Below are 23,439 nucleotides of genomic sequence, written 5' to 3'. Positions count from 1 at the left end.
CTCAGAAGTGAAACGCCGTAGCGCCGATGGTAGTGTGGGGTCTCCCCATGTGAGAGTAGGGAACTGCCAGGCATCAATTAGAAGAACCCCGTACCGTAAGGTGCGGGGTTTTTTGCTTTTGTTTTTCGCCTCTCTCTTCCTGAAACTTTCTCACCTTCGACTTGCAGACTCGACATTCCGATCGTTTCTCGGTATCGTTAGCTGTCTGGATGTCTAAACGTTTATACGTATATTGTGAGGAAGTCAGGTTATGCCGATTCGGGTGCAGGACGAGCTACCAGCCGTCAATTTCTTACGTGAAGAAAACGTCTTCGTCATGACGGCTTCGCGTGCGACAGGTCAGGAAATTCGCCCGCTGAAGGTACTCATTCTCAATTTGATGCCGAAAAAGATCGAAACAGAGAACCAGTTCCTGCGTTTGCTTTCTAACTCCCCGCTGCAGGTCGATATTCAATTGCTGCGGATCGATGCCCGTGAGTCACGTAACACGCCTTCTGAGCACCTAAACAACTTCTACTGCAACTTCGATGACATTCAGGGTGAAAACTTCGACGGACTGATTGTGACCGGCGCCCCGCTGGGCCTGGTTGAATTCAACGATGTTGCCTACTGGCCACAGATCAAACAGGTGCTGGAGTGGGCAAAAGATCACGTTACGTCCACGTTATTTGTCTGTTGGGCGGTACAGGCCGCACTGAATATTCTTTATGGCATCCCCAAGCAAACCCGCACTGAAAAGCTCTCCGGCGTATACGAACACCACATTCTCCATCCACATGCTCTGCTGACGCGCGGGTTTGATGATTCTTTCCTGGCCCCGCATTCGCGCTATGCCGATTTCCCGGCGCAGCTGATTCGTGATTACACCGATCTGGAGATCCTGGCCGAAACAGAAGACGGTGATGCTTACCTGTTTGCCAGCAAAGATAAGCGCATTGCCTTTGTAACCGGACATCCTGAATACGATCCGCATACTCTCGCGTCAGAGTATTTCCGTGATGTCGAAGCGGGTCTTAATCCGGATGTGCCGTACAACTATTTCCCGAAAAACGATCCACAAAACAAACCAAGAGCGACCTGGCGCAGCCACGGGAATTTACTTTTTACCAACTGGCTCAACTATTACGTCTACCAGATAACGCCATACGATCTGCGTCACATGAATCCGACGCTGGAGTAATCTTCTGCATTAAACGATCCTAAAGCGTTTCAGCTATTCAGATCAGGCACCTTCGGGTGCCTTTTTTATTTCCGAAATACCGCTCATCATTCCGCCTAACTTTAATATCATAAAAATCAATTGGTTGAGTTCATTTAATAATTAAAATGGAAATTGTTTTTGATTTTAGAAAAAATATAGATAGTCTTAATTCTGCTGAGCGAAAACTACCCAACGATCTTTCGTTCGCATTGGGGGCGTGATTTTGGATCTTTGATGAGGAGCAGAGTAATGACTCAACAGGCAACGACGGTCGATGAACTGGCCTTTACCCAGCCGTATGGCGAGCAAGAACAGCAGGTTTTGACGCCAGAAGCGGTAGAATTTCTGACTGAGCTGGTGACCCGCTTTACGCCACAGCGTAATAAGCTGCTGGCGGCACGCATTCATCAGCAGCAGGAAATTGACGATGGCAAGTTGCCTGGTTTCATTTCGGAAACCGCTTCCATTCGCCGTGGTGAGTGGGAAATCCGCGGCATTCCTGAAGATTTACAGGATCGCCGCGTTGAGATCACCGGTCCGGTAGAGCGCAAAATGGTGATCAACGCCATGAACGCGAACGTTAAAGTCTTTATGGCCGATTTCGAAGACTCGCTGGCGCCGGACTGGCGTAAGGTCATCGAGGGGCAGATCAACCTGCGCGACGCTGTAAACGGCACCATCAGCTATACCAACGAAGCCGGTAAAATTTACCAGCTTAAACCGAATCCGGCGGTTCTGATCTGCCGCGTTCGCGGGCTGCATCTGCCCGAAAAACATGTTACCTGGCGTGGGGAAGCCATTCCGGGGAGTCTGTTTGATTTTGCGCTCTATTTCTTCCACAACCATAAAAACCTGCTGGCAAAAGGTAGCGGCCCTTACTTCTATCTGCCTAAGACCCAATCCTGGCAGGAAGCGGCCTGGTGGAGTGAGGTGTTCAGCTACGCGGAAGATCGTTTCAACCTGCCGCGCGGCACCATCAAAGCCACGCTGCTGATTGAAACTCTGCCTGCCGTGTTCCAGATGAACGAAATTCTGCATGCCCTGCGCGACCACATCGTCGGCCTGAACTGCGGGCGCTGGGATTATATTTTCAGCTACATCAAGACCCTGAAAAATTATCCCGATCGCGTGCTGCCCGATCGCCAGGTCGTCACCATGGATAAACCGTTCCTGAGCGCCTACTCGCGTCTGCTGATCAAAACCTGCCACAAGCGCGGCGCCTTTGCGATGGGCGGCATGGCGGCCTTTATCCCGAGCAAAGATGCTGAGCGTAACAATCAGGTGCTCAACAAGGTGAAAGCCGATAAAGAGCTTGAAGCACGTAACGGCCATGACGGGACGTGGATCGCGCATCCGGGTCTGGCGGATACGGCAATGGAAGTCTTTAACCGCGTACTCGGTGACAATAAAAACCAGCTGTTCGTCACGCGCGAAGACGATGCCCCGACGGCTGAAGAACAGCTGCTGGCACCGTGTGCAGGTGAACGTACCGAAGAGGGCATGCGCGCAAATATTCGCGTTGCCGTGCAATACATCGAAGCGTGGATCTCCGGTAACGGCTGCGTGCCGATCTACGGCCTGATGGAAGATGCCGCGACGGCTGAGATCTCACGCACTTCAATCTGGCAGTGGATCCACCATCAAAAAACGCTCAGCAACGGCAAGCCGGTGACCAAATCCCTGTTCCGCCAGATGCTGGCTGAAGAGATGCGGGTGATCCAGGACGAGCTGGGCGAACACCGCTTCAGCAGCGGACGTTTTGACGACGCCGCGCGCCTGATGGAGCAAATCACCACATCTGATGACTTAATCGACTTCCTGACCCTGCCGGGCTACCGCTTCCTGGCGTAACTCACCACATAACAATATGGAGCATCTGCACATGAAAACCCGTACCCAACAAATCGAAGAGTTAAAGAAAGAGTGGACTCAACCGCGCTGGGAAGGCATCCGCCGTCCGTACAGCGCGGAGGAAGTGGTGAAATTACGCGGCTCGGTCAATCCGGAATGCACGCTGGCCCAGAACGGTGCGGCGAAAATGTGGAAGCTGCTGCACGGTGGTTCCAAAAAGGGCTATATCAACAGCCTCGGTGCGCTGACCGGCGGTCAGGCGCTGCAGCAGGCGAAGGCGGGCATTGAAGCTATTTACCTCTCCGGCTGGCAGGTCGCGGCGGACGCCAACCTGGCCTCCAGCATGTACCCGGATCAGTCGCTTTATCCGGCAAACTCGGTGCCGTCCGTGGTGGATCGGATCAACAACACCTTCCGCCGTGCGGATCAGATCCAGTGGGCCGCAGGTATTGAGCCCAACGATCCGCGCTTTACGGATTACTTCCTGCCGATCGTCGCGGATGCAGAAGCGGGCTTCGGCGGCGTGCTGAACGCATTTGAGCTGATGAAATCGATGATTGAGGCCGGTGCAGCGGCCGTTCACTTCGAAGATCAGCTGGCGTCCGTGAAGAAGTGCGGACACATGGGCGGGAAAGTTCTTGTCCCAACCCAGGAAGCGATTCAGAAGCTGGTTGCGGCCCGTCTGGCGGCTGACGTGCTCGGCGTGCCGACGCTGGTGATTGCCCGTACCGATGCTGACGCGGCGGATCTGATCACCTCTGACTGCGACCCGTACGATAGCGAGTTTATTACCGGCGAGCGTACCAGTGAAGGGTTCTATCGCACCCATGCGGGTATTGAGCAGGCGATCAGCCGTGGCCTGGCGTACGCGCCGTACGCGGACCTGGTTTGGTGTGAAACCTCCACACCGGATCTGGCGCTGGCAAAACGCTTTGCGGATGCTATTCACGCGAAGTACCCGGGCAAACTGCTGGCCTATAACTGCTCGCCGTCCTTCAACTGGCAGAAAAAGCTGGATGACAGAACGATTGCCAGCTTCCAGCAGCAGCTGTCCGACATGGGCTACAAATACCAGTTCATTACCCTGGCGGGGATCCACAGCATGTGGTTCAACATGTTCGACCTGGCTCATGCGTATGCACAGGGCGAAGGTATGAAGCACTATGTTGAGAAGGTGCAGCAGCCGGAATTTGCGGCGGGTAAAGACGGTTATACCTTCGTCTCTCACCAGCAGGAGGTGGGAACCGGTTACTTTGATAATGTGACGACCATCATTCAGGGCGGCACCTCCTCCGTCACCGCTTTAACTGGCTCCACGGAAGAAGCACAGTTCTGATTTTTTCCCCCTCTCCCCTCTGGGGAGAGGGGTGGGTAAGGGGAATATATGTCGCGTGGCCTGGAATTGCTGATTGCCCAAACCATTTTGCAGGGCTTTGATGCCCAGTATGGTCGTTTTCTTGAAGTGACCTCCGGCGCGCAGCAGCGCTTCGAACACGCTGACTGGCATGCGGTTCAGCAGGCGATGAAGCAGCGTATCCATCTCTACGATCATCACGTAGGTCTGGTGGTGGAGCAGCTGCGCTGTATCACTGACGGGAAAAGTCCGGATGCGGAATTTTTACTGCGCGTCAAAGAGCATTACACCCATTTGTTACCCGACTACCCGCGCTTCGAGATTGCGGAGAGCTTTTTTAACTCCGTCTATTGCCGGTTATTTGACCACCGCTCATTATCTCCTGAGCGGTTATTTATTTTCAGCTCCCAGCCTGAGCGACGCTTTCGAACCATCCCGCGTCCGCTGGCGAAAGATTTCTTTCCCGAGCGCGGCTGGGAAAAGCTCCTGCACCGTGTCTTAACGGATTTGCCGTTGCGCTTGCCCTGGGAGAATAAAACCCGGGATATCGGTTATATCCACGCACATCTCAACGAAACCTTCGGCGCGGAGGTGCTCAGCCACAGTCATTTGCAGGTCGCCAACGAGCTTTTCTACCGCAATAAAGCGGCCTGGCTGGTGGGCAAACTGGTTACGCCGACAGCCATCGTGCCGTTTCTGTTACCCATTCATCGTACCGACGATGGGGAACTGTTTGTCGATACCTGCCTGACCACCAGCGCCGAGGCCAGCATTGTGTTTGGTTTCGCCCGCTCCTACTTTATGGTTTATGCACCGCTGCCTGCGGCGCTCGTAGAGTGGCTGCGCGAGATCCTGCCGGGCAAAACCACCGCCGAACTGTATATGGCCATTGGCTGCCAGAAACACGCCAAAACGGAAAGCTACCGGGAGTACCTGCGCTATGTCACCACGGCGGATGAGCAGTTTATCGAAGCGCCCGGCATTCGCGGCATGGTGATGCTGGTATTTACGCTTCCGGGCTTTGACCGCGTATTTAAGGTGATTAAAGACAGGTTTGCGCCGCAGAAAGAGATGACCGCAGCCCATGTTCGCGCCTGCTACCAGCTGGTTAAAGAGCACGATCGCGTCGGACGCATGGCGGATACCCAGGAATTCGAAAACTTTGTGCTGGATAAGCAGCAGATCGATCCGGCGCTCATGGCGCTTTTACTGCAGGAAGCAGCCGGCAAAATCACCGATCTTGGCGACAAAATCGTGATAAGCCATCTCTACATCGAACGCCGCATGGTGCCGCTCAATATCTGGCTGGAACAGTCCGACGGTCAGGCGCTGCGTGATGCCATTGAAGAGTACGGCAACGCAATTCGCCAGCTTGCCGCCGCCAATATCTTCCCGGGCGATATGCTGTTTAAAAACTTCGGCGTCACCCGCCACGGGCGAGTGGTGTTCTATGATTACGACGAAATTTGCTACATGACCGAGGTGAATTTCCGCGATATCCCGCCGCCCCGCTACCCGGAAGATGAGCTTTCCGGTGAACCGTGGTACAGCGTATCGCCGGGCGACGTTTTTCCCGAAGAGTTTCGCCACTGGCTGTGTGCCGACCCGCGCATCGGGCCGTTATTTGAAGAGATGCATGAGGATCTGTTCCGCGCCAGCTACTGGCGCGGACTGCAAACGCGGATCAAAAATGGGCACGTGGAAGATGTGTACGCTTACCGCCGCAAGCAGCGGTTTAGTATCCGGTTTTCTCCCTCTCCCACAGGGTGAGGTCATCATGTTTTCTCCCTCTCCCTGTGGGAGAGGGCCGGGGTGAGGGCATCAGGCCGCACTCAATCTTAACGGATCCCACCGTACGCCAGCGTCACCTCTTTCGCCGCCTTGATCACCAGCGCACCCAACTCGGTCACGCGGTCGTCGGTCATGCGTGAAATGGGCCCGGAGATGGAGATGGCCGCAAACGGCTCGCGGTGCTCGTCGAAAATGCAGGCCGCCAGGCAGCGTAAGCCCAGTGCGTGTTCTTCATCATCAAACGAATAGCCGCGCTTGCGGGTCAGGGCCAAATCTTCTTTCAGATGCACCGGCGACACCAGGGTAGCGTGGGTGTACGCATGCAGCCCCTTACGGTGCAGCAGCCCCGTCACCTGCTCCTCACTCAGCTGCGACAGAAACGCTTTACCCGCCCCGGAGGCGTGCATCGGCAGCTTGCCGCCGATCGGCGCGGACATGCGCATCAGCTGCGTGCACTGCACCTGGTCGATAATAATCGCCTGGTGGTCGCTCTGGTCGAGCACCGCCAGGTTTACCGTCTCGCCGGACTCTTCCATCAGCTTTCGCAGTATCGGGTGCACAATCGCCAGCAGGTTGCGGCTCTGCAGGAAGCTGCTGCCGACGATAAACGCATGCGCGCCCACCGCCCAGTGCCCCAGTTCGCCCACCTGACGGACAAAGCCCAGCTGCTGCATGGTGGTTAGCAGGCGGTGCGTAGTGGAGTTCGGCAGGCCCGCCTGCTGCGCCAGCTCCGTCAGGGCCACGCTGCCGTGCGACTCGGCTATCCACTCCAGCAGCTTCAAACCGCGCGTGAGCGATTGAACCTGTCCGCCCTGTTGTGCGGCGGTGGTGGCAGCAGGCTTTCTGCCGCGTTTAGCGGGAACGGTCGCGACCATGACGATCTCCTTTTTCTGTATCGTGGAAATCATTTTCGTTTTATTTGGTGAATTTGCAACCGTTATCCTGACTGATCGGAGGAGTGATAGTGAACATGTCTCATGTTACCCCTGAGTGGCTTTTCCACCCAGCGAGATTATGCCAGTATGGAACGCAGCCTTTTGGCCATGTTGAGCGTTGTCGGGAGCAAGTGTGAGCAGCAAAGTAGAGCAACTGCGTGCGCAGTTAAATGAACGAATTCTGGTGCTGGACGGCGGCATGGGCACCATGATCCAGGGCTATCGTCTGAGCGAAGACGATTTCCGCGGCGAACGCTTCGCTGACTGGCCATGCGATCTGAAAGGGAACAACGACCTGCTGGTGCTCAGTAAGCCGTCCGTGATTAAGGATATCCACAACGCGTACTTCGAAGCGGGTGCGGATATCGTTGAAACCAACACCTTTAACTCGACAACCATCGCCATGGCGGATTACCAGATGGAATCCCTGTCGGCTGAAATAAACTATGAAGCCGCGAAGCTGGCGCGTGCCTGTGCCGACGAGTGGACGGCCCGCACGCCGGAAAAACCGCGCTACGTGGCCGGGGTGCTTGGCCCTACCAACCGCACCGCGTCGATTTCACCGGACGTGAACGACCCGGCGTTTCGTAACATCACCTTTGACCAGCTGGTTGCGGCCTACCGTGAATCGACCAGAGCGCTGGTGGAAGGCGGTTCCGATCTGATCCTGATTGAAACGGTGTTCGATACCCTCAACGCCAAAGCCGCGATTTACGCGGTGAAAGAGGAGTTCGAGGCGCTCGGCGTTGATCTGCCGATCATGATTTCCGGCACCATCACCGACGCCTCCGGCCGCACGTTGTCCGGCCAGACAACCGAAGCGTTTTACAACTCTCTGCGCCACGCGGAGGCGCTCTCCTTCGGCCTGAACTGCGCGCTGGGGCCGGATGAACTGCGCCAGTACGTCCAGGAGCTGTCGCGCATCGCGGAATGCTACGTTACGGCCCACCCGAACGCCGGTCTGCCGAACGCGTTTGGTGAGTACGATCTGGATGCCGACACCATGGCGGCGCAAATCCGCGAGTGGGCCGAGTCCGGCTTCCTGAACATCGTCGGCGGTTGCTGCGGCACCACGCCGGAGCACATCGCCGCCATGAGCAACGCCGTGGCCGGGTTGCCGCCGCGCAAGCTGCCTGAGCTTCCCGTTGCCTGTCGTCTTTCCGGCCTGGAGCCGTTGACCATCGGCGACGACAGCCTGTTTGTGAACGTGGGTGAGCGAACTAACGTTACCGGTTCGGCGAAGTTCAAGCGTCTGATCAAAGAAGAGAAGTACAGCGAAGCGCTGGACGTCGCCCGCCAGCAGGTGGAAAGCGGCGCGCAGATTATCGATATCAACATGGATGAGGGGATGCTCGACGCCGAAGCGGCGATGGTGCGTTTCCTCAACCTGATTGCCGGTGAGCCGGACATCGCCCGCGTGCCGATCATGATTGACTCCTCCAAATGGGAGGTCATCGAAAAAGGGCTGAAGTGCATCCAGGGCAAAGGCATCGTCAACTCCATCTCGATGAAAGAGGGCGTGGAGATCTTTATCCACCACGCGAAGATGGTGCGCCGCTACGGTGCCGCCGTGGTGGTGATGGCCTTTGACGAAGTGGGCCAGGCCGATACCCGCGAGCGCAAAATTGAGATTTGCCGCCGCGCGTACAAAATACTGACCGAAGAGGTGGGCTTCCCGCCGGAAGACATTATTTTCGACCCGAACATCTTCGCCGTCGCGACCGGGATTGAAGAGCACAACAACTACGCGCAGGACTTTATCGGCGCGTGTGAAGACATTAAACGCGAGCTGCCGCACGCGCTGATCTCCGGCGGCGTGTCGAACGTCTCGTTCTCGTTCCGCGGCAACGACCCGGTGCGTGAAGCGATCCACGCCGTGTTCCTCTACTACGCCATCCGCAACGGGATGGACATGGGGATCGTTAACGCCGGCCAGCTGGCGATTTACGACGACCTGCCAGCGGAGCTGCGCGACGCAGTAGAGGACGTGATCCTTAACCGCCGAGACGACGCGACCGAACGCATGCTGGACCTGGCGGAGAAATACCGCGGCAGCAAATCTGACGAGGCGGCCAACGTTCAGCAGGCGGAGTGGCGTTCCTGGGACGTGAAAAAACGTCTGGAATACTCCCTGGTCAAAGGCATCACCGAATTTATTGAACTCGACACCGAAGAGGCGCGTCAGCAGGCCTCCCGCCCGATTGAAGTGATTGAAGGCCCGTTGATGGACGGCATGAACGTGGTCGGCGATCTGTTCGGCGAGGGCAAAATGTTCCTGCCGCAGGTGGTGAAATCCGCTCGCGTGATGAAGCAGGCGGTGGCCTATCTGGAGCCCTATATCGAAGCCAGCAAAGAGAAAGGCTCCAGCAACGGTAAAATGGTCATCGCCACCGTGAAGGGTGACGTGCACGACATCGGCAAGAACATCGTCGGCGTGGTGCTGCAGTGTAATAACTACGAAATTATCGATCTTGGCGTAATGGTCCCGGCGGATAAAATCCTCAAGACTGCGCGCGAAGTGAATGCCGACCTGATTGGCCTCTCCGGGCTGATCACGCCGTCGCTGGACGAAATGGTCAACGTGGCAAAAGAGATGGAGCGTCAGGGCTTCACTATTCCGCTACTGATTGGCGGGGCGACCACCTCGAAAGCGCACACGGCGGTGAAAATCGAGCAAAACTACAGCGGCCCGACGGTTTACGTGCAGAACGCCTCGCGCACCGTCGGCGTGGTCTCCGCGCTGCTCTCCGACACCCAGCGCGATGACTTTGTGGCGCGCACCCGTAAAGAGTACGAAACCGTTCGCATCCAGCACGGGCGCAAGAAACCGCGCACGCCGCCCGTCACGCTGCAGGCGGCGCGCGATAACGATCTGGCCTTTGACTGGTCGAGCTATACGCCCTCGGTCGCGCATCGTCTGGGCGTGCAGGAGGTAACCGCCAGCATCGAAACGCTGCGCAACTACATCGACTGGACGCCGTTCTTTATGACCTGGTCGCTGGCGGGCAAATATCCGCGCATTCTGGAAGATGAGGTTGTCGGTGAAGAGGCGAAGCGCCTGTTTAAAGACGCTAACGACATGCTTGATAAACTGAGTGCGGAGCAAACCCTTAATCCGCGCGGCGTGGTCGGCCTGTTCCCGGCGAACCGCGTGGGCGACGATATCGAAATTTATCGTGATGAAACCCGCACCCACGTGCTGGCGGTCAGCCGCCATCTGCGCCAGCAAACCGAAAAAGTGGGCTTTGCCAACTACTGCCTGGCCGATTTCGTCGCACCGAAGTTAAGTGGGAAAGCGGATTACATCGGCGCCTTTGCCGTGACCGGCGGTCTGGAAGAAGATGCCCTGGCGGACGCGTTCGAAGCGCAGCACGACGATTACAATAAAATCATGGTGAAAGCGATTGCCGACCGCCTGGCGGAAGCCTTCGCCGAGTACCTGCACGAGCGGGTGCGCAAGGTGCACTGGGGCTACGCGGCTAATGAGAACCTCAGCAACGAGGATCTGATCCGCGAGAACTACCAGGGCATTCGTCCGGCACCGGGCTACCCGGCGTGTCCGGAACACACTGAAAAGGGCACCATCTGGAAGTTACTGGACGTAGAAGCGCATACTGGCATGAAGCTCACCGAGTCGTTCGCCATGTGGCCGGGCGCGTCCGTCTCCGGCTGGTACTTCAGCCATCCGGACAGTAAATACTTCGCCGTCGCGCAGCTGCAGCGCGATCAGATCGAAGATTACGCCCTGCGCAAAGGGATGAGCGTTGCTGAAGTTGAACGCTGGTTAGCGCCGAATTTAGGCTACGACGCGGACTGAGGTCACTTTTCCTTACAACAAACAGGGCGCTCATTGGGCGCCCTGTCTCTTTCTTACGTTTAAACCCTTATACTGAAATAAGGTTCTAATCCTATTGCCCGGTGGCGCTGCGCTTACCGGGCCTACGCGTATGCCGGATAAGGCGGTAGCCGTCATCCGGCAAGGCAACGCGCAGCGAACCCCAGGATAATAGATAATGATAAGGAGGAAAACCTTCCGTGCTGACCCTGTTACATCTGCTCTCTGCAGTCGCACTGCTCGTCTGGGGCACCCATATCGTCCGTACCGGCGTAATGCGGGTCTTTGGTGCCCGTTTACGTACGGTTCTCAGCAGCAGCGTTGAGAAGAAGCCGCTCGCCTTCTGCGCGGGCATTGGCGTGACGGCGCTGGTTCAGAGCAGTAACGCCACAACCCTGCTGGTCACCTCCTTTGTGGCCCAGGATCTGGTGGCACTAGCTCCGGCACTGGTTATTGTGCTCGGGGCCGATGTGGGTACCGCGCTGATGGCGCGTATCCTGACGTTCGATCTCTCGTGGCTGTCGCCGCTGCTGATTTTTGTCGGCGTTATCTTCTTCCTCGGTCGCAAGCAGACGCGGGCCGGGCAGCTTGGGCGCGTGGGGATTGGCCTGGGGCTGATCCTGCTGGCGCTGGAGCTGATTGTGCAGGCGGTCACGCCTATCACCGAGGCCAACGGCGTGCAGGTCATCTTCGCCTCCCTGACCGGTGACATCATGCTGGACGCGCTAATCGGCGCGGTGTTTGCCATCGTCAGCTACTCCAGCCTGGCCGCCGTGCTGCTGACCGCAACGCTCACCGCTGCGGGGGCCATCTCCTTCCCGGTCGCGCTGTGCCTGGTGATCGGGGCTAACCTCGGCTCGGGCCTGCTGGCGATGCTCAATAACAGCGCCGCGAATGCCGCCGCCCGCCGCGTGGCCCTCGGCAGCCTGCTTTTTAAGCTGGTGGGCAGCTTGCTTATCCTGCCCTTTATCCACCCGCTGGCGAACCTGATGGACAACCTCCCGCTGCCGAAGGCGGAGCTGGTGATCTATTTCCACGTGTTCTACAACCTGGTACGCTGCCTGGCGATGGTACCGTTCGCTGGGCCGATGGCCCGCTTCTGCGAACGCCTTATTCAGGATGAACCGGAGCTGGATGCGCGCCTGAAACCGAAGCATCTGGATACCTCCGCGCTGGATACCCCGGCGCTGGCGCTGGCGAATGCCGCTCGCGAGACGCTGCGCATGGGCGACGCCATGGAAACCATGCTCGAAGGCCTGCAAAAGGTGATGCACGGAGAACCGCGAGAAGAGAAAGATCTGCGCAGGCTGGCGGACGATATCAACGTGCTTTATACCGCCATTAAGCTCTATCTGGCTCGCATTCCGCAGGACGAACTGGCGGAGGAGGAGTCCCGCCGCTGGGCGGAAATTATTGAGATGTCGCTTAACCTTGAGCAGGCTTCAGATATCGTTGAGCGGATGGGCAGCGAGATCGCCGATAAATCGCTGGCCGCGCGTCGGGCGTTCTCAATTGAAGGCTTAAAAGAGCTGGAGGCGCTACACGAACAGCTGGTGAGCAACCTGAAGCTGGCCATGTCGGTCTTCTTCTCCAGCGACGTGCCGAGCGCGCGTCGCCTGCGCCGCAACAAGCATCGCTTCCGCATTCTTAACCGTCGCTACTCGCACGCCCACGTTGAACGACTGCACCAGCAGAACGTGCAGAGCATCGAAACCAGCTCGCTCCACCTGGGGCTGCTGGGCGATATGAAACGCCTCAACTCGTTGTTCTGCGCGGTGGCCTACAGCGTGATGGAACAGCCGGATGAAGATGACGAGCGGGATGAGTATTAGTCTCCCGCGTGTTTAATTGTCAGCCCAAGACCCAATGCTTTCATTACCGCCAGAGTGGTTTTAAGCGTTGGGTTACCCTTCTCACTAAATGACCGATAAAGCTGCTCTCGTGATAACCCTGTTTGCTGTGAAATGTTCGACATTCCTTTGGCTCGGGCAACAACACCCAGGGCTTTAGCAATATACGCTGAGTCACCGGTTTCTAGCGCATCAGCCATAAATACAGCGATTTCCTCGTCATCCACCAGTGCGTTTGCTGGATCGTAGGATGATAACTTATGCATGCTCATTCACTCCTGCTGTTCGGATATGCTGCCCAGCATTTTTGCCATCAGTATGTCTTTATTCTGGCTGCTTTTGTCACCGCCACATAACAAAACAATGATACGTTCACCTTGGTTTTTGAAATAAATTCTGTAGCCTGGACCAAAGTGGATCCTGAGTTCACTTATCCCTTCTCCCACTGGCCTGGTATCACCCGCCAGGCCATTTGCCAGCCGAAAAAGTCGTGACGCGATAATCGTCTTCGCTCGCCGATCTTTCAGGTTTTGCTCCCAGCGTCGGAAGGATTCTGTCTGAACGATCTCCTTCATAATACTCCTTGTGATTTATAAACTACAAAGATTCTGTCTGGTGAGCAAAATAAAAGGAGTAAATAAATGGGTAAATGACAGGATGCTAAATCCTGAAAGCGTCTCGCAAACTAAAAAACCCGTCTCAGTTACCGTCGGCTAATCTTTTTTTCCAGCCCAAACCTAAGGTATATTTCGCCTTCACAGGAGAAACTATGCTGCCAACTCAATCAACCCGATTAAACAAATACATTAGCGAGAGCGGGATCTGCTCACGTCGCGAGGCGGACCGTTACATTGAACAGGGTAACGTGTTCCTCAACGGCAAACGCGCCACGATTGGTGACCAGGTGATGCCTGGCGACGTGGTCAAAGTGAATGGTCAGCTCATCGAGCCGCGCGATGCTGAAGACCTGGTGTTTATCGCGTTGAACAAACCGGTTGGCATTGTCAGCACCACGGAAGACGGCGAGCGGGACAACATCGTTGATTTCGTGAATCACAGCAGCCGTATCTTCCCGATTGGCCGTCTGGATAAAGACTCTCAGGGGCTGATTTTCCTCACCAACCATGGCGATCTGGTCAACAAAATTCTGCGTGCCGGTAACGATCACGAGAAAGAGTACATCGTGACGGTGAATAAGCCGGTCACGGACGAGTTTATTCGCGGCATGGGCGCCGGTGTGCCAATCCTCGGTACCGTCACGAAAAAGTGTAAGGTGAAGAAAGAAGCACCGTTCGCGTTCCGCATTACCCTGGTGCAGGGCTTAAACCGTCAGATCCGCCGTATGTGCGAATACTTTGGCTATGAGGTGACGAAGCTCGAGCGCACGCGCATTATGAACGTCAGCCTGTCCGGTATCCCGCTGGGCGAGTGGCGTGATTTAACCGGCGACGAGTTGATTGAGCTGTTCAAGCTCATCGAGAATTCCTCGTCCGAAGCGAAGCCGAAGGCTAAAGCAAAACCGAAAACCCAGGCGATTAAGCGCCCGGTGGTGAAGGCGCCGCAGGCGGAAGAGAAAGGGCGTGGCAAACCGGCGAACGGGAAGCGCTTTGTCCAGCCTGGCCGTAAAAAGAAAGGGCGCTAGTTAGCGCCTTCCACGGGTAGAGGTCGTGGCCGACCAGGAAAAGGTCGTTTCTGTATCCGGCTTATAGACCTGCTGCTTTTTCAGTTTGCGGGCTTTCTTCGCCTCGGCGTCACGCTGAGCCATCAGTTTATCGATGTACTCCTTTTTCACCTGATTGGTTTCGGCGTTCGTCAGCGTACGGCCATGTGCGATGCGTGCACGGTCGAGAAGCGTTTTAAGTTCGCGCTGCTCGGCTTCCGTCATGTCTTTCTGGGTCAATCGTGGTGTAGCCATTGCTGAAGCCTCCTGAGAGAGAGGCTTCAGTGTAAAGCAAGTACCGCCAATTAACCCTGTTTCACCGCATCTTTTTTCGTTTGCTCATCAATTGGTTTGCCGGACCAGTAGCCCGCCAGCAGCGAACCGGACAGATTATGCCAGACGGAGAACAGGGCCCCCGGCAGTGCCGCGAGCGGTGAGAAGTAGATTTTCCCGAGTGCTGCCGCCAGGCCGGAGTTCTGCATGCCCACTTCGATTGCCAGCGTGCGGCAGGTCGACTCGTCAAAGCCAAACAGCTTCCCGCCCCAGTAGCCGCCCAGCAGGCCGATGGTGTTATGCAGCACCACCGCGATAATCACCACAAATCCTACGGAAGCAATGTGCGACGCGGAACCCGCCACCACGGCGCTGATGATGGCCAGAATACAGATCATCGAAAACGCAGGCAGATACGGCTCAACCGCTTTCACCACGCGTGGGAAAAGATGGTGAATCACCAGGCCCAGCGCAATCGGGATCACCACGATTTGCAGAATGCTCAGCAGCATACCCATCACGTCCACCTGAATATGCGCGTCTACATACAGGCGGGTTAACAGCGGTGTGGCAATTACGCCAACCAGCGTTGAGACGGAAGAGATAGTGACGGAGAGCGCCACGTCGCCTTTCGCAAGAAAGATCATCACGTTGGACGCCGTGCCGCTGGCCACGCTACCTACCAGCACCATCCCGGCGGAGAGGTCAGGCGGCATCTTAAAGGCCATCGCCAGCAGCCACGCCGCAAGCGGCATCACCAGGTAGTGAAGGAAGATCCCTGCGGCAACCGGAGCCGGGCGGGACAGCACGCGCTTAAAGTCGTCGATTTTCAGATGTACGCCCATGCCCAGCATAATCAGCATCAGCAGCGTGGTGACCCACGGGCCAATACCAGTGAACGTGGTGGGGGTGTAATACGCGAGTACGGAGAGCAGCAGCGCCCATAACGGGAACAGCCGCGTGATGGCGGATAACATAGTGGTTTCCTTGCAGTATTGTCGTGTTGTTTAGTTATGAAAAAGCCGGGTCTGTGCCCGGCTTGTAGATAATGTTTATCGTGCTAACGAATTTTATTCAAACAAATTCTGATGAAGTTTCTGCACCACCTGCTCGGCCTGATCGGCTGGCACCAGGAAGCAGAGGTTATAGCTGGACGCGCCGTAGCAAATCATACGGATGCTGAACGGGTCGAGTACGCCGAACACTTCTTTGCCGACGCCGCAGGCGCGCGACAGTTTGTTACCGATGATGGCAACCAGCGCCAGGTCTTCTTCCACTTCCACGCGGCACAGCTCAGACAGCTCAATCAGCAGCGACTGCGTCAGCAGAGTATCGCCGGTGGAGGTGGAGCCGGTGGTGTCCAGCGTCAGCGCAATGCTCACTTCAGACGTGGTGATCAGATCCACGGAGATATTGTGGCGCGCCAGAATGCCAAACACCTCCGCCAGGAAACCGCGGGAGTGCAGCATATTGTGGCTGTGGAGCGTCACCAGCGTCTGGCGACGGCGCAGGGCCAGCGCGCGGAACAGCGGTGGGTTTTCCGTTTTCTTGCACACCAGCGTACCGCCCGCTTTTGGATCTTTACTGGAGCCGACGAAGACCGGAATATCGCTGCGTACGGCGGGCAGCAGGGTTGCAGGGTGCAGCACTTTCGCGCCGAAGGTGGCCATTTCCGCCGCTTCTTCAAAGGCGATCACATCAATACGTTTCGCCGCGGAAACGACGCGCGGGTCGGTGGTGTAAATGCCCGGAACGTCAGTCCAGATATCGACGCGGGTGGCATGCAGGGCTTCGCCCAGCAGAGCGGCGGTGTAGTCGCTGCCGCCACGGCCAAGCGTTGTCGTACGCCCTTTTGCTTCACTGCCGATAAAGCCCTGGGTGATCACGATGCCCTCTGCCAGACGTGGTGCCAGCTGCTGAGTAGTCAGCTCGGCCAGCGCTTCAACGTCCGGCTCGGCGCGGCCAAAGCGATCGCTGGTGCGCATCACTTTACGCACGTCAAACCACTGCGCCTGAATGTTACGTTCGCGCATGATTTCCACAAACAGCAGCGTGGACATCAGTTCACCGTGGCTGACTAGTTCGTCGGTCAGGGCGGTAGAGGTTGCCAGAGAAGCAGCTTCTGCCAGGGTGGTGATGTTTTCCAGCAGACGTTCCACTTCTTCGCGGATGACGTTCGGGTTCTGCAGACGTTCAAGAATGTCGAACTGAATTTTGCGCAGTGCATCCAGCTTCACGAAACGTTCGGTCGCTTCCAGTCCTTCAGACAGAGAAACCAGCAGGTTCGTCACGCCAGCAGAGGCGGAAAGCACCACCAGGCGGGTATTCGGATCGGCCAGCACCACATCGGCGCTGCGGTTCATGGCATCGTAATCGGCCACACTGGTGCCGCCAAATTTGGCGACCACAAAACTCGTCATAACAACCTCGTGTCAGGGAATGAATAAGCGACCATGGCACAAGAGTGAAACGAAAACAGGTGCAGGCGCAAAATACGGCCCTATAAATAAAATGCGGGGGAGGTCCTGTCAATGCTGGGATTATGCGGATTTTTTATGGGGGGGTACCCCTGAGAAACAGGACTTATAACAGCACCAGATTTTATGCTCCGTTTTAGGGTATTTTGACCGACATTTCGCCGCCCCGGGAGGGCTCTCCAGCAGCTATACTTTTCGGGTCTTTTCACCTGCGTTTGATGCAGGCCAGGGCAATGGCATAAAAACCATCACAATTTTTATTTGCAGGCGCTACAATCGACCGCAGTCACAATTCTCAAATCAGAAGAGTATTGCTAATGAAAAACATCAACCCAACGCAGACCGCTGCCTGGCAGGCACTCCAGAAACATTTTGATGAAATGAAAGACGTCACCATCGCGGACCTGTTCGCGAAAGATGCCGATCGTTTCAGTAAGTTCTCCGCGACCTTCGACGACCTGATGCTGGTGGATTTCTCCAAAAACCGCATTACCGAAGAGACGCTGGCAAAACTGCAGGATCTGGCGAAAGAGACCGAGCTTGCTGACGCCATCAAATCCATGTTCTCCGGTGAGAAGATCAACCGCACCGAAGACCGTGCCGTGCTGCACGTAGCCCTGCGTAACCGTAGCAATACGCCAATCATCGTTGACGGCAAAGACGTCATGCCGGAAGTCAACGCGGTGCTGGAAAAGATGAAAGCCTTCTCCGAAGCAATCATCTCCGGAAGCTGGAAAGGTTACACCGGCAAACCGATCACTGACGTGGTTAACATCGGTATCGGCGGTTCTGACCTCGGCCCGTTCATGGTGACCGAAGCGCTGCGCCCATACAAAAACCACCTCAACATGCACTTCGTCTCTAACGTTGATGGTACCCATATCGCCGAAGTGCTGAAGAACGTGAACCCGGAAACCACGCTGTTCCTGGTGGCGTCCAAAACCTTCACCACCCAGGAAACCATGACCAACGCCCACAGCGCGCGCGACTGGTTCCTGAAAACCGCTGGCGACAACAAGCACGTGGCGAAACACTTCGCGGCGCTGTCTACCAACGGTAAAGCGGTCAGCGAGTTCGGCATCGACACCGCGAACATGTTTGAGTTCTGGGACTGGGTCGGCGGTCGTTACTCTCTGTGGTCCGCGATCGGTCTGTCCATCATCCTGTCCGTAGGCTTCGACAACTTCGTTGAGCTGCTCTCCGGCGCGCACGCGATGGATAAACACTTCTCCACCACCGCCCCTGAGAAAAACCTGCCGGTACTGCTGGCGCTGATCGGTATCTGGTACAACAACTTCTTCGGCGCTGAAACCGAAGCCATCCTGCCTTACGACCAGTACATGCACCGCTTTGCGGCCTACTTCCAGCAGGGCAACATGGAATCCAACGGAAAATACGTGGACCGTAACGGCAACGCGGTGGATTACCAGACCGGCCCAATCATCTGGGGCGAGCCGGGTACTAACGGTCAGCACGCGTTCTACCAGCTGATTCACCAGGGCACCAAAATGGTACCGTGCGATTTCATCGCTCCGGCTATCACCCATAACCCACTGTCCGACCACCATCCGAAGCTGCTGTCGAACTTCTTCGCCCAGACCGAAGCGCTGGCGTTCGGTAAATCCCGCGAGGTGGTTGAGCAGGAATACCGTGACCAGGGTAAAGACCCGGCCACGCTGGACCACGTTGTTCCGTTCAAAGTGTTCGAAGGCAACCGCCCAACTAACTCCATCCTGCTGCGCGAAATCACGCCGTTTAGCCTGGGTGCGCTGATTGCCCTTTATGAACACAAGATCTTCACGCAGGGCGCGATCCTGAACATCTTCACCTTTGACCAGTGGGGCGTTGAGCTGGGCAAACAGCTGGCAAACCGTATCCTGCCAGAGCTGGGTGACGATAAGGCGATTGCCAGCCATGACAGCTCGACAAATGGTTTGATCAACCGCTATAAAGCATGGCGCGCGTAATTAAAACGTCATGAAAACGTGCCGGCGAAATGCCGGCATTTTTTTATCAGATAATTCCTGATGTCTGTTATTCAGCTCTAATTCCTTTACTGAGTTTTATCTGAAAAAAGCCGTTAACCCGTTAATCACTGCGGTTTACTTTCGGAATATACGGATAATGCAATGACCTTTATTTAATTCTATGTCGCTGATTTATTTGTTTTTTATATTCCGTTAATTCTCCTTATATTTCAATTTTATCCATTAGTCTGAAAACCCCTTTCCTATTTCCCCGTACGGCAAACCCGCGGCAGGAGTTGTGTATACTCGAATCCGCCTGAAATTCTTTTTGGGCAAATCTCCATTCATTAAATGAAGGGAAATTCTTATGAAGAAAGTACTGTATGGCATTTTTGCCATATCTGCGCTTGCGGCGACATCTGTTTATGCTGCTCCGGTTCAGGTCGGGGAAGCGGCAGGTTCGGCTGCGACGTCTGCGTCTGCGGGGAGTTCTACCGCGGCCAGCGCCAGCACCGTAAGTTCAGCCGTGGGTGTCGCGCTGGCGGCAACCGGTGGCGGTGATGGCTCCAATACCGGAACCACGACCACTACGACAACCAGCACCCAGTAATAGCGGGTGTTTTAATCATAACCACACTTCGGTGTGGTTATTCTGGCTTTTCAGTAGCCTTCGGGACCTGTAGGCCGGGTAAGCGCAGCGCCACCCGGCAATAATGCGGAGAAGAGTCGTGAAGCGACCTGGGATCATCCTGATTTGCCTGCTTTTGCAGGCGTGCTCGGCCACCACCAAAGGGCTGGGAAACTCACTGTGGGACAGCATGTTCGGCACACCGGGCGTGCATCTGACCGATGACGAACTGCAAAACATGCCTTATGCCAGTCAGTACATGCAGCTTAACGATGGCCCGCAACTGTTTGTGGTGCTCGCTTTCGATGAAAACGGGCAGCAGAAATGGGTGACGCAGGATCAGGCCACCATCGTTACGCAGCACGGTCGTATCGTAAAAACCCTGTTGGGCGGCGATAACCTGCTTGAGGTAAATAACCTCGCCGCCGACCCGCTGATCAAACCGAACCAGATTACCGACGGCGCAAGCTGGACGCGCACGATGGGCTGGACCGAACATAAGCAGGTGCGTTACGCCACGGCGCGCTCTACCTTCCGCTGGGACGGCACGGACAGCGTCAGCGTGGGCAGCGACGAAACCCGCGTTCGCGTGCTGGATGAAGAAGTCGTCACCGACCAGGCCACCTGGCATAACCGCTTCTGGATTGACGAAGACGGGCAGATCCGCCAGTCCCTGCAGTATCTCGGCGCCAATTTCTTCCCGGTGAAGAGCACTCTGATCAAGGCGGCGAAATCATGAAAATGCTTATTCAGGTTGCGCTTCTCGCCAGTCTTTCCACGCCGCTGGCATGGTCCGCAGGGACAGTACATGTCTACACGCCGGACGGTGAAAAACCCAAGACCTTAACTAACGCAGAGCATCTGCTCGATCTCGTCGGGCAGCCCAGGCTTGCCAACAGCTGGTGGCCAGGGGCGGTGATTGGCGAGCGTCAGGCAACGGTTAAGGCGGAGCAAGAGCATCTTGCGCTGCTGGCCCGCCTGACGGGTTTGGCGGAGCAGGAAGACGGCGACGACGCCGCAGCCATTAATAACCTTCGCCAGCAGCTGCAGGCGCTGAAGGTGACAGGTCGCCAGCAGGTGAACCTTGATCCAGATGAAGTGCGCGTTACGGAAAAGGGCAACCCTACGCTTGAAGGGGATTACACGCTCTGGCTACCTGCCCAGCCTTCCACCATTACCGTTTTCGGGCTTATCAGCAGCCCGGGGAAAAAGCCTTTTACGCCTGGCCGCGATGTAGCGAGCTATCTCGATGAGCAAAGCCTGCTGAGCGGAGCGGATAACAGCTACGCCTGGGTCGTTTACCCGGACGGGCACACGCAAAAAGCGCCGGTTGCTTACTGGAATAAGCGCCATATCGAACCCATGCCAGGCAGCATCATTTTTGTCGGTTTTGCCGACCATTTCTGGACGAAGGCGTATGACGGGCTTAACGCCGATATCCTTCACTCCCTGATTCAGCGGATACCGGAATAATGAAAAGAATCCATCTCTACAGCATGCTGGCGCTCTGCGTGAGTGCCGCCTGCCATGCAGAAACGTATCCGGCACCCATTGGCCCGTCTCAGTCAGACTTCGGCGGCGTCGGTTTACTGCAAACGCCTACCGCGCGGATGGCGCGTGAAGGGGAAATTAGCCTTAACTACCGCGATAACGACCAGTATCGCTACTACTCGGCGTCGGTGCAGCTGTTTCCGTGGCTTGAAACCACGCTGCGCTATACCGACGTGCGTACGAAACGGTACAGCAGCGTAGAGGCGTTTTCCGGCGATCAGACCTACAAAGATAAAGCCTTCGACGTCAAACTGCGCCTGTGGGAAGAGAGCTACTGGATGCCGCAGGTGTCCGTCGGTGCGAAAGATATCGGCGGTACCGGTCTGTTTGATGCGGAATACGTCGTGGCCAGCAAAGCCTGGGGGCCGTTCGATTTCTCGCTCGGCCTGGGGTGGGGCTATCTGGGCACCAGCGGTAACGTGAAAAACCCGTTTTGCTCCTACAGCGATAAATACTGCTACCGCGATAACAGCTATCAGAAAGCGGGCTCCATCAACGGCGACCAGATGTTCCACGGTCCGGCGTCTCTGTTTGGCGGCGTGGAGTATCAAACGCCCTGGCAGCCATTGCGCCTGAAGCTGGAGTATGAAGGGAATGACTACTCGCAGGACTTCGCCGGGAAGATTGAGCAGAAGAGCAAGTTTAACGTCGGCGCCATTTATCGCGTCACTGACTGGGCCGACGTTAACCTCAGCTACGAACGTGGCAATACGGTGATGTTCGGCTTCACGCTGCGCACCAACTTCAACGACATGCGCCCGCACTACAATGACAACGCGCGGCCTGCCTATCAGCCGGAGCCGCAGGATGCGATCCTGCAGCACTCCGTGGTGGCAAACCAGCTGACGCTGCTGAAATACAACGCCGGCCTGGCCGATCCGAAAATTCAGGTGAAAGGCGATACGCTGTACGTCACCGGCGAGCAGGTAAAATACCGCGACTCGCGGGAAGGGATCGAGCGCGCCAACCGGATCATCATGAACGATCTCCCGGAGGGGATCCGCACGATCCGCGTGACGGAAAACCGTCTGAACCTGCCGCAGGTCACAACCGAAACGGACGTCGCCAGCCTCAAGCGTCATCTGGAAGGCGAACCGCTCGGGCATGAAACCGAGCTGGTGCAAAAACGCGTTGAGCCGGTGGTGCCGGACACCACCGAACAGGGCTGGTATATCGATAAATCGCGCTTTGATTTCCATATCGATCCGGTGTTGAACCAGTCCGTTGGCGGGCCTGAAAACTTCTACATGTATCAGCTGGGCGTCATGGCGACGGCGGATCTGTGGCTCACCGACCACCTGTTGACCACCGGCAGCCTGTTCGGCAACATCGCCAACAACTACGACAAGTTCAACTACACCAACCCGCCTAAAGACTCTAAGCTGCCGCGCGTGCGTACCCGCGTGCGTGAATACGTGCAGAACGATGCCTACGTGAATAACCTGCAGGCCAACTACTTCCAGTACTTCGGCAACGGTTTCTACGGCCAGGTCTACGGCGGATATCTGGAAACCATGTACGGCGGCGCGGGGGCTGAAGTGCTGTATCGCCCGGTAGACAGCAACTGGGCGTTTGGTGTTGATGCCAACTACGTTAAGCAGCGCGACTGGCGCAGCGCGCAGGACATGATGAAGTTCACCGACTACAGCGTCAAAACGGGCCATCTGACCGCCTACTGGACACCGTCGTTTGCACCTGACGTGCTGGTGAAAGCCAGCGTCGGCCAGTACCTGGCGGGCGATAAGGGCGGCACGCTGGATATCTCTAAACACTTCGACAGCGGCGTGGTGGTAGGCGGTTACGCGACGATCACCAACGTCTCGCCGGACGAGTACGGGGAAGGGGACTTCACCAAAGGGGTCTATGTGTCGATTCCGCTGGATCTCTTCTCGTCAGGCCCAACGCGCAGCCGCGCGGCCATTGGCTGGACGCCGCTAACGCGTGACGGCGGCCAGCAGCTGGGTCGTAAGTTCCAGCTGTATGATATGACCAGCGATAAGAACATTAACTTCCGCTGATGCTTCACGCCGGGCGGCACTGCGTTTGCCCGGCCTACTATTTTGTAG

General features: G+C 56.4%; 18 protein-coding genes. 12 read left to right on the top strand and 6 right to left on the bottom strand.

Features of this window, described 5'->3' with window-relative positions:
• Positions 1 to 250: 250 nt before the first annotated feature.
• From metA to aceK, 4 genes are all read left to right on the top strand, one after another.
• The gene (gene metA, locus ABR39_RS02580) at positions 251 to 1,180 is read left to right on the top strand and encodes a homoserine O-acetyltransferase MetA (protein ID WP_023334115.1); all 930 of its coding nucleotides are present in this window, start codon (positions 251 to 253) and stop codon (positions 1,178 to 1,180) included.
• A 270-nt stretch (positions 1,181 to 1,450) separates the two neighbouring features.
• Entirely contained in the window at positions 1,451 to 3,052 is a 1,602-nt protein-coding gene (gene aceB, locus ABR39_RS02575; RefSeq protein ID WP_047345642.1) for a malate synthase A, read from the top strand.
• Positions 3,053 to 3,083: 31 nt separating this feature from the next.
• On the top strand, positions 3,084 to 4,388 hold the full coding sequence (gene aceA / locus ABR39_RS02570) for an isocitrate lyase (protein ID WP_047345641.1): 1,305 nt from the start codon (positions 3,084 to 3,086) through the stop codon (positions 4,386 to 4,388).
• 48 nt (positions 4,389 to 4,436) lie between these two features.
• On the top strand, positions 4,437 to 6,176 hold the full coding sequence (gene aceK, locus ABR39_RS02565; RefSeq protein WP_047345640.1) for a bifunctional isocitrate dehydrogenase kinase/phosphatase: 1,740 nt from the start codon (positions 4,437 to 4,439) through the stop codon (positions 6,174 to 6,176).
• Positions 6,177 to 6,244: 68 nt separating this feature from the next.
• Here the strand turns inward: aceK and iclR are convergent, their stop codons facing one another.
• Positions 6,245 to 7,072, bottom strand: a complete 828-nt coding sequence (gene iclR, locus ABR39_RS02560; protein WP_131701698.1) for a glyoxylate bypass operon transcriptional repressor IclR — start codon at positions 7,070 to 7,072, stop codon at positions 6,245 to 6,247.
• A gap of 193 nt (positions 7,073 to 7,265) precedes the next feature.
• Between iclR and metH the strand changes: the two genes are divergently transcribed.
• Positions 7,266 to 10,949, top strand: a complete 3,684-nt coding sequence (gene metH / locus ABR39_RS02555) for a methionine synthase (RefSeq protein ID WP_047345639.1) — start codon at positions 7,266 to 7,268, stop codon at positions 10,947 to 10,949.
• Positions 10,950 to 11,167: 218 nt separating this feature from the next.
• Positions 11,168 to 12,799, top strand: a complete 1,632-nt coding sequence (locus ABR39_RS02550) for a Na/Pi cotransporter family protein (protein ID WP_047345638.1) — start codon at positions 11,168 to 11,170, stop codon at positions 12,797 to 12,799.
• On the opposite strand, the gene ABR39_RS02545 is transcribed toward ABR39_RS02550, so the two are convergent.
• Both ABR39_RS02545 and ABR39_RS02540 read right to left on the bottom strand, forming a co-directional pair.
• On the bottom strand, positions 12,796 to 13,083 hold the full coding sequence (locus tag ABR39_RS02545; protein WP_047345644.1) for an addiction module antidote protein: 288 nt from the start codon (positions 13,081 to 13,083) through the stop codon (positions 12,796 to 12,798). The two genes, ABR39_RS02550 and ABR39_RS02545, sit on opposite strands and share 4 nt — an antisense overlap.
• 6 nt (positions 13,084 to 13,089) lie before the next feature.
• Positions 13,090 to 13,392, bottom strand: a complete 303-nt coding sequence (locus ABR39_RS02540; protein ID WP_047345637.1) for a type II toxin-antitoxin system RelE/ParE family toxin — start codon at positions 13,390 to 13,392, stop codon at positions 13,090 to 13,092.
• A 194-nt stretch (positions 13,393 to 13,586) separates the two neighbouring features.
• On the opposite strand from ABR39_RS02540, the gene rluF reads away from it, so the two are divergent.
• Positions 13,587 to 14,459, top strand: coding sequence for a 23S rRNA pseudouridine(2604) synthase RluF (rluF, locus tag ABR39_RS02535; RefSeq protein ID WP_047345636.1), 873 nt, complete (start codon positions 13,587 to 13,589; stop codon positions 14,457 to 14,459).
• Here the strand turns inward: rluF and ABR39_RS02530 are convergent, their stop codons facing one another.
• From ABR39_RS02530 to lysC, 3 genes are all read right to left on the bottom strand, one after another.
• On the bottom strand, positions 14,460 to 14,732 hold the full coding sequence (locus ABR39_RS02530; RefSeq protein WP_047345635.1) for a DUF3811 domain-containing protein: 273 nt from the start codon (positions 14,730 to 14,732) through the stop codon (positions 14,460 to 14,462). It lies immediately after the preceding gene.
• 50 nt (positions 14,733 to 14,782) lie between these two features.
• Positions 14,783 to 15,727, bottom strand: a complete 945-nt coding sequence (panS, locus tag ABR39_RS02525; RefSeq protein WP_047345634.1) for a ketopantoate/pantoate/pantothenate transporter PanS — start codon at positions 15,725 to 15,727, stop codon at positions 14,783 to 14,785.
• Positions 15,728 to 15,820: 93 nt separating this feature from the next.
• Positions 15,821 to 17,170: a lysine-sensitive aspartokinase 3 gene (gene lysC, locus ABR39_RS02520; RefSeq protein ID WP_047345633.1), complete on the bottom strand. Its 1,350-nt coding sequence runs from the start codon at positions 17,168 to 17,170 to the stop codon at positions 15,821 to 15,823.
• 374 nt (positions 17,171 to 17,544) lie between these two features.
• On the opposite strand from lysC, the gene pgi reads away from it, so the two are divergent.
• The 5 genes from pgi to ABR39_RS02495 all read left to right on the top strand — a co-directional run bounded on the left by pgi (position 17,545) and on the right by ABR39_RS02495 (position 23,391).
• Positions 17,545 to 19,194, top strand: coding sequence for a glucose-6-phosphate isomerase (gene pgi / locus ABR39_RS02515; protein ID WP_047345632.1), 1,650 nt, complete (start codon positions 17,545 to 17,547; stop codon positions 19,192 to 19,194).
• Positions 19,195 to 19,561: 367 nt separating this feature from the next.
• Positions 19,562 to 19,804 (top strand): exopolysaccharide production protein YjbE, encoded by a 243-nt coding sequence (yjbE, locus tag ABR39_RS02510; protein ID WP_008503423.1) that lies wholly within the window; start codon positions 19,562 to 19,564, stop codon positions 19,802 to 19,804.
• A gap of 118 nt (positions 19,805 to 19,922) precedes the next feature.
• On the top strand, positions 19,923 to 20,561 hold the full coding sequence (locus ABR39_RS02505) for a YjbF family lipoprotein (protein ID WP_047345631.1): 639 nt from the start codon (positions 19,923 to 19,925) through the stop codon (positions 20,559 to 20,561).
• Positions 20,558 to 21,295: a capsule biosynthesis GfcC D2 domain-containing protein gene (locus ABR39_RS02500; protein WP_082132615.1), complete on the top strand. Its 738-nt coding sequence runs from the start codon at positions 20,558 to 20,560 to the stop codon at positions 21,293 to 21,295. The genes ABR39_RS02505 and ABR39_RS02500 overlap by 4 nt, the downstream gene beginning before the upstream one ends.
• Complete coding sequence (locus ABR39_RS02495) at positions 21,295 to 23,391, top strand: YjbH domain-containing protein (RefSeq protein WP_047345629.1); 2,097 nt, start codon at positions 21,295 to 21,297, stop codon at positions 23,389 to 23,391. The genes ABR39_RS02500 and ABR39_RS02495 overlap by 1 nt, the downstream gene beginning before the upstream one ends.
• Positions 23,392 to 23,439: the final 48 nt, after the last annotated feature.

The organism is Enterobacter genomosp. O (assembly GCF_001022965.1).
Taxonomy (GTDB): domain Bacteria; phylum Pseudomonadota; class Gammaproteobacteria; order Enterobacterales; family Enterobacteriaceae; genus Enterobacter; species Enterobacter cloacae_L.
The sequence above is the reverse complement of the archived record's forward strand: the minus strand, read 5'-3'. Positions and strand labels throughout refer to the sequence as shown.